The 5,963-nt window shown below is 72.8% G+C and carries 4 protein-coding genes and 1 pseudogene; 2 read left to right on the forward strand and 3 right to left on the reverse strand.

Features of this window, described 5'->3' with window-relative positions; genetic code table 11:
- Both JGS39_RS36010 and JGS39_RS36015 read left to right on the forward strand, forming a co-directional pair.
- Window positions 1-307, forward strand: a 307-nt coding sequence (locus tag JGS39_RS36010; RefSeq protein WP_236065888.1) for a polysaccharide lyase beta-sandwich domain-containing protein, incomplete at its 5' end; no start/stop codon positions are given.
- Window positions 308-323: 16 nt separating this feature from the next.
- Window positions 324-982: pseudogene (locus JGS39_RS36015) on the forward strand (acetylxylan esterase).
- A 10-nt stretch (window positions 983-992) separates the two neighbouring features.
- Here JGS39_RS36015 and JGS39_RS36020 read toward each other — a convergent pair.
- The 3 genes from JGS39_RS36020 to JGS39_RS36030 all read right to left on the reverse strand — a co-directional run bounded on the left by JGS39_RS36020 (window position 993) and on the right by JGS39_RS36030 (window position 5,774).
- Window positions 993-2,537, reverse strand: a complete 1,545-nt coding sequence (locus JGS39_RS36020) for a phytoene desaturase family protein (protein ID WP_219573974.1) — start codon at window positions 2,535-2,537, stop codon at window positions 993-995.
- 61 nt (window positions 2,538-2,598) lie between these two features.
- Window positions 2,599-4,857 carry a serine/threonine-protein kinase gene (locus JGS39_RS36025; RefSeq protein WP_219573976.1) on the reverse strand — a complete coding sequence of 753 codons (2,259 nt, stop codon included), beginning with the start codon at window positions 4,855-4,857 and terminating at the stop codon, window positions 2,599-2,601.
- Between the two features lie 26 nt (window positions 4,858-4,883).
- Window positions 4,884-5,774, reverse strand: coding sequence for an oxygenase MpaB family protein (locus tag JGS39_RS36030; RefSeq protein ID WP_219573975.1), 891 nt, complete (start codon window positions 5,772-5,774; stop codon window positions 4,884-4,886).
- Window positions 5,775-5,963: the final 189 nt, after the last annotated feature.

Here is a 5,963-nt window from a genome sequence, read left to right on the forward strand (position 1 = left end):
GGTACGCCGCTGCGCGGACGGGCTGCTCGCCGCGAACTTCTGGGGAGCCGGAACGGCACAGGAACTCACCGCGGACGGACCGGCTTCGGTCCTCGTCCGGCCGGAGGGAAAGGCGGTCACCGTCTCGCTGTCGGACCCGACCCAGCTGCGTTCCTCCGTCGTGCTGGACCTGGCCCGGCGCGATCTGAGCGTCGTCTCGGCCGACCCGGGCATCACGGTGGCGCCGACCGGCACCGGTATCCGCATCACCGCGGACACGACTGGACTCCACGGTGCAACCCTCGACCTCACCCTGAAGAGGAGCTAGACCCTTGCTGTTCGACATGCCCCTGGACCGGCTGCGCGACTACCGGCCGGAGCCGGAGGAGCCGGCCGACTTCGACGCCTTCTGGGAGAAGACGCTCGCCGAGAGCGCCCGTCACGGTCTGGACGCCGAGTTCGTCCCGTACGACGCCGGATTCGCCACCGTCGACGTGTTCGACGNCTGATCACGGACGCGGTGCGGGCCGTCGACGCGGCGAAGGCGCACACCGCGGTGGACGCCTCCCGCGTCGCGGTGCTCGGTGGCAGCCAGGGCGGCGGCCTCGCCCTCGCTGTGGCGGGGCTGCGCGACGACGTCGTGGCGGCCGTAGCCGATGTGCCGTTCCTCTGCCACTACCGGCGTGCCTCGCAGATCACGGACGCCGGCCCGTACGCGGAGATCGCCCGCTGGCTGTCCGGGCACCGCTTCCGGATCGACGAGGCGATGGAGACCCTGTCGTACTTCGACGGCGTCAACTTCGCGGCCAGGGCGACCGCTCCGGCGTGGTTCTCGGTGGGGCTGATGGACAAGATCTGCCCGTCGTCCACGGTGTTCGCCGCCTATCACCGCTATGCCGGGCCGGCGCAGATCGAGGTGTTCACGTACAACGGGCACGAGGGCGGCGCGGAGTACGACCTGCCGCGCAAGATCGCCGCGCTGCGGGGTGCGTTCGGTCAGTAGCGGGTGCCGGTCACCGGCCCAGCGCCGCCATCGCGGCGTTGTGGCCGGGGACCCCGCTGACCCCTCCGCCGCGCACCGCCCCGGCCCCGCAGAGCAGGACGTTCGCGTGCGCGGTCTCCACGCCCCAGCGGCCGGTCTCCGCGGTGGCGTACGGGAAGGCGAGGTCCCGGTGGAAGATGTGGCCCCCGGGCAGCCGCAGGTCACGTTCGAGGTCGAGCGGCGTCTTCGCCTCGATGCACGGCTCACCGTTCGCGTCGAGCGCCAGGCAGTCGGCGAGCGGCTCCTCCAGATGGACGTCGAGCTCGGCCAGCGTCGCCTCTAGCAGCGTGGCACGGGTGCTGTCGTTGTCCGCGGCGAAGAGGCGCGCCGGGGTGTGGAGGCCGAACAGGGTCAGGGTCTGGTAGCCGCGGCCGGCGAGATCCGCGCCGAGGATCGAGGGGTCCGTCAGCGAATGGCAGTAGATCTCCGAGGGCGGGGCGGCGGGCAGCCGGCCCGCCGCCGCGTCCCGGTAGGCGTCGGCCAGTTGTCCGTACCCTTCGGCGATGTGGAAGGTCCCGGCGAACGCCTGACGCGGGTCCACGGACCGGTCCTTGAGCCGGGGCAGCCGGGTGAGCAGCATGTTCACCTTCAGCTGGGCGCCTTCGGCGGGTGCCGGCGGCGCGTCGCCGAGGAGGGCGGCGAGGGCCTCGGGCGAGGCGTTGACCAGGACGCGGCGCGCGCCGACGGTGGATTCACCGCTGTCCGTGCGGACCGTCACCTCGGCGTGCGTCCCGTCGGTGTCGATGCGGACCGCCTCATGGCCCGTGCGGATCTGCGCACCGGCGGCGCGCGCGGCCCCGGCGAGAGCGTCGGTGAGCGCGCCCATGCCGCCGACCGGGACGTCCCAGTCGCCGGTGCCGCCGCCGATCACGTGGTAGAGGAAACAGCGGTTCTGGAGCAGTGACGCATCATGCGCGTCCGCGAAGGTTCCGATGAGAGCGTCTGTGAGGACGACACCGCGGACGAGGTCGTCGTCGAAGGTGTTCTCGACGGTCACGCCGATGGGTTCCTCGAACAGCGTCCGCCAGGCGTCCGCGTCGCCGATCCGCTCCCGCAGCGCGTCACGGGTGGGCAGCGGTTCCGTGAGCGTCGGGAAGACCCGCTCGGCGACCTGCCCGGTGCGTCCGTAGAACCGCTGCCACGCCTCGTACTCCCGGTCCGAGCCGGTGAGGGCGGCGAAGGAGTCGCGGGTGCGGTCGCCGGCGACCAGCAGGCCGGTGGGGCGGCCGTCGCGGACGGCCGGGGTGTACGAGGAGACGGTCCGCTTGCGTACGGCGAAGTCCAGGCCGAGATCGCGGACGATCTTCGACGGGAGCAGCGACACGAGGTAGGAGTAGCGCGACAGCCGGGCGTCGACCCCGTCGAACGGACGGGTCGAGACGGCCGCTCCCCCGGTGGTGCCCAGCCGTTCCAGGACCAGGACGGACTGCCCGGCACGGGCGAGGTAGGCGGCGGCGACGAGGCCGTTGTGGCCGCCGCCGACGATCACTGCGTCATAGCTGTCTCGTACGGGCATGTCCCTTGGTAACACGGACGCGCGCCGCGGACCAGGACCGGGCGCCTGCCGTCCCTCGGGCTCAGTGGGACGGGATGCCCCGCTGCTGCCGCAGCGCCGCCACCTGCCGGTAGAGCTCGACGGCCTCCTGGCCCCTGCCGAGTTGTTCGAGGCAGTGCGCCTCGTCGTTGCGGCCGGCGAGGGTGTCGGGGTGGTCGGCCCCCAGGATCCGGGTCCGCGCCTCGGCCACCTGCCGGTAGACGGTGAGGGCGTCGGCCCAGCGGCCGAGCCAGCCGAGGCCGACGGCGATCTCGCGGCGGCTGACCAGGGTGTCGGGGTGGTCGGCGCCCAGGACGCGCTCGCGGTTCACGCACACCTCGCGGGATTCGGCCAGCGCCTCTTCCCAGCGGGCCAGCCGGCCCAGGTTGACGCCCAGTCCGTGGCGGGCGCGGAGGGTCTCGGGGTCGGCACGGCCGCTGACCCGGGTCCGGTCCTCGACGAGCGCCCGGTAGAGCTCCAGGGCCTCGGCGCTGCGGCCCAGACGCCCGAGGCTGATCCCGACCTCGTAGCGGGCCGCGAGAGTGTCCGGGTGGTCGGCGCCCAGCGCCTGCGCGCGGGCCTGGACGACTTCCCGGTAGGTCTGCAGGGCCTCCGTCCAGCGGCCGAGCCGGCCCAGGGTGTAGCCGACCTCGTAGCGGGTGACGAGGGTGTCGGGGTGGGCGGCGCCGAGCAGCCGGGCGCGCGCCTGCGCGACGTCGCGGGCCATGCCGTACGACTCCTCCAGCCGCCCGAGCCTGCTGAGGTTGAACGCCAGGTTGTGGCGGCAGCGCAGGGTGTCGGGGTGGTCGGGCCCCATCGAGCGTTCCCGGGAGGCGAGGACGGCTGCGTACAACTGGTGGGCCTCGAAGTGCCGGCCGAGCTGGCCCAGTACGTACGCCATCTCCTGGCGGGCCGCGAGGGTCTCCGGATGGTCGGGGCCGAGGCCGCGTTCACGGCCCTGGGCGACATGGGCGAACTCCCGCAGCGCGTCCGCCGCCCGTCCGGTCCGGCTGAGGGTGAAGCCCACCTCGTACCGGCTGGAGAGCGTGTCGGGATGGCCGGGACCGAGGACGCTCTCGCGTTCGGCGGCGACCGCGCGGTGGACCTCGCCCGCCTCCTCCCAGTGGCCGAGCCTGCCGAGGTTGAGGCCGGCGCTGTGGCGGCTGGCGAGTATCGAGAGGAGCTCCGGCCCCGGGGTGGGGCGTTCGGCACCGGCGGGCCTTCCCGCGGCGGGCTGCGCGGCGCCGGTGGTCCATGCGCCGGTGAGGCCCGCCGAGTGGTCGAACGAGTCCGGCGACATGGCCGCGGTGCCGGTCGCCTTGTGCCCGGTGGTCATGCCGCGGGTCCAGTCGGGCAGGCGTGGCGCGAGGGCTGCGGGTCCGCCGGGATGCTCGACGGGGGCCGGCGGCGCGAGCAGCACCCGGCCGGTCGGCTCCAGGTGCGGCTGCCCGCCGGTGCGGCCGACGGCGATACGGCGGCGCAGGTCTCCGGCGTCCACCGGCCGCTGGTCCGGCGTCTTCGCGAGCAGTTCCAGGACGACGCGGTCGAAGAACCCCGGCAGTTCCGCCCGGTGGGTGCGCAGGGGCTCGGGCGGGGTGTCACGGTGGCCGACGAGCACGCCCCAGGCGTCGTCGAGATCGAACGGCGGTGCCCCGGTGGCGATCTCGTACAGGACGCAGCCCAGCGAGTACAGGTCGCTGCGGTGGTCGATCTCGCCGCCGCTGATCTGCTCCGGCGACATGTAGTGCGGGGTCCCCATGGCGATGCCGACGCCGGTGAGACGGGAGGTGACCGCCATGTCGTGGCCGAGCCTGGCAATGCCGAAGTCGCAGATCTTCACCGTGCCGTCGGCCAGCCGCATGATGTTGGCGGGTTTGAGGTCACGGTGGACGATGCCCTGCTGATGGGTGTACCCGAGGGCGTCGGCGACCTGCTCGGCGATGTCGACGACGTCATCGACGGGCAGCGGAAGCTGCTTGTTGTCCTCCAGAAGCTCGCTGAGGTTACGGCCCTCCAGGAGCTCCATCACCAGATAGAGCACCCCCTCGTGTTCGCCGAAGTCGTGGACGACGGTGACACCCCGGTGCTGGAGGGCGGCGGCGACGCGGGCCTCGCGGCGGAAGCGTTCACGCAGGATGCGGGTGAAGTCCTGGTCGTGCTGCGGGCCCATGGGTTTGAGGCATTTGACGGCGACCTGACGGCCGAGCGACTCGTCGCGGGCACGCCACACCTCGCCCATGCCGCCCCGCCCGATCAGATCGAGCAGTCGGTACCGGCTCTGGATCAGCCTGGTTTCCGCCATCCCTGCTGTCGCCCCCGTCATTTCGCCTACTGTTGCTGCGCCCTCCCCGGCCCGTCCAGTATGGCTGCCTGCCTTTTCAGTGTGTACGGGGTGGGGCGGCTGCCGGGTCCGAGTCGTGCCATCGCGTTCACAATGTGACCGGGCGGGAGTTTCCAGCGCAGCCTCGACGGGATGGCCCGCAGGGCGGTTCCGGTGGTCCGCAGACGGCGGTCGACGGTGGCCGCGGGCGGCGCCGGTCTGCCGTACAGCTCGTGGGCGAACGGGGGCAGCGACTGGTACGCCAGCGCCGCCACACGCCGCCAGAGCACGGCGCGTGCCGGTACGAGCAGCGGGTGGACGGGTGGCCGGCGCAGGAACGCGTCGACGTCCAACGCCTCGGGCGAGGAAGCCAGTCGGGGCCGTACCCGCTCGAAATAGGCGGCGAGCTGTGCGGTGGTCGCGGGCACTTCGGACGGATCGAGGCCGACGAGGCGGGCGCCGGTGCGGTGTTCGTCGACGTACCGGTCGGCCTGCGCGTCGGTGAGCGGGTAGCCGGAGCGCCGTTCGACCTGGAGATAGGAGTCGACCTCCGCACAGTGCACCCACAGAAGCAGCTCCGGTTCGTCGACGCCGTACGTCTCGCCGGTCAGCGGGTCGGTGGCCCTGAGGAGCCGGTGGATCTTCCGGACCCGGGCTCCGGCCCTCTCCGCGGCGTCGGCGGTCCCGTAGGTGATCGTCCCGACGAACCCGGCCGTGCGCATCAGCCGGCCCCACGCGTCCTCGCGGAAGTCGCTGTTCTGCATGACGCCGCGCACCGCGCGCGGGTGCAGCGCCTGGAGGTACAGGGCGCGGACACCGGCGACCCACATCATCGGGTCACCGTGCAGCTGCCAGGTGACCGATGCGGGCCCGAAGAGCCCGGGGTCGGCGTCCGTCATGTGCTCGTACCTCCTGTTCGCACCACGCGGTGGGGTGCACGTGGCGGTGACACCCATGCCAACGGCTGTCTGCCCGTGTTCGTGCCGTGCGACGCGTCCCGGACGACCGTGACCTGCACGGCTGCGGAGCCGTACATCGCTGATCGCCGGGTGGACACAGCTCCGGGTGCTCCCCCGGTCCCACCCGGC

Source organism: Streptomyces poriferorum (assembly GCF_019399235.1).
Classification (GTDB): domain Bacteria; phylum Actinomycetota; class Actinomycetes; order Streptomycetales; family Streptomycetaceae; genus Streptomyces; species Streptomyces poriferorum.

What these genes read in the sequence shown, in the direction of transcription:
- JGS39_RS36020 (WP_219573974.1), bottom strand. Translation starts at nt 2,537, where the DNA reads ATGCCCGTACGAGACAGCTATGACGCAGTGATCGTCGGCGGCGGCCAC.
- JGS39_RS36025 (WP_219573976.1), bottom strand. Translation starts at nt 4,857, where the DNA reads ATGGCGGAAACCAGGCTGATCCAGAGCCGGTACCGACTGCTCGATCTG.
- JGS39_RS36030 (WP_219573975.1), bottom strand. Translation starts at nt 5,774, where the DNA reads ATGACGGACGCCGACCCCGGGCTCTTCGGGCCCGCATCGGTCACCTGG.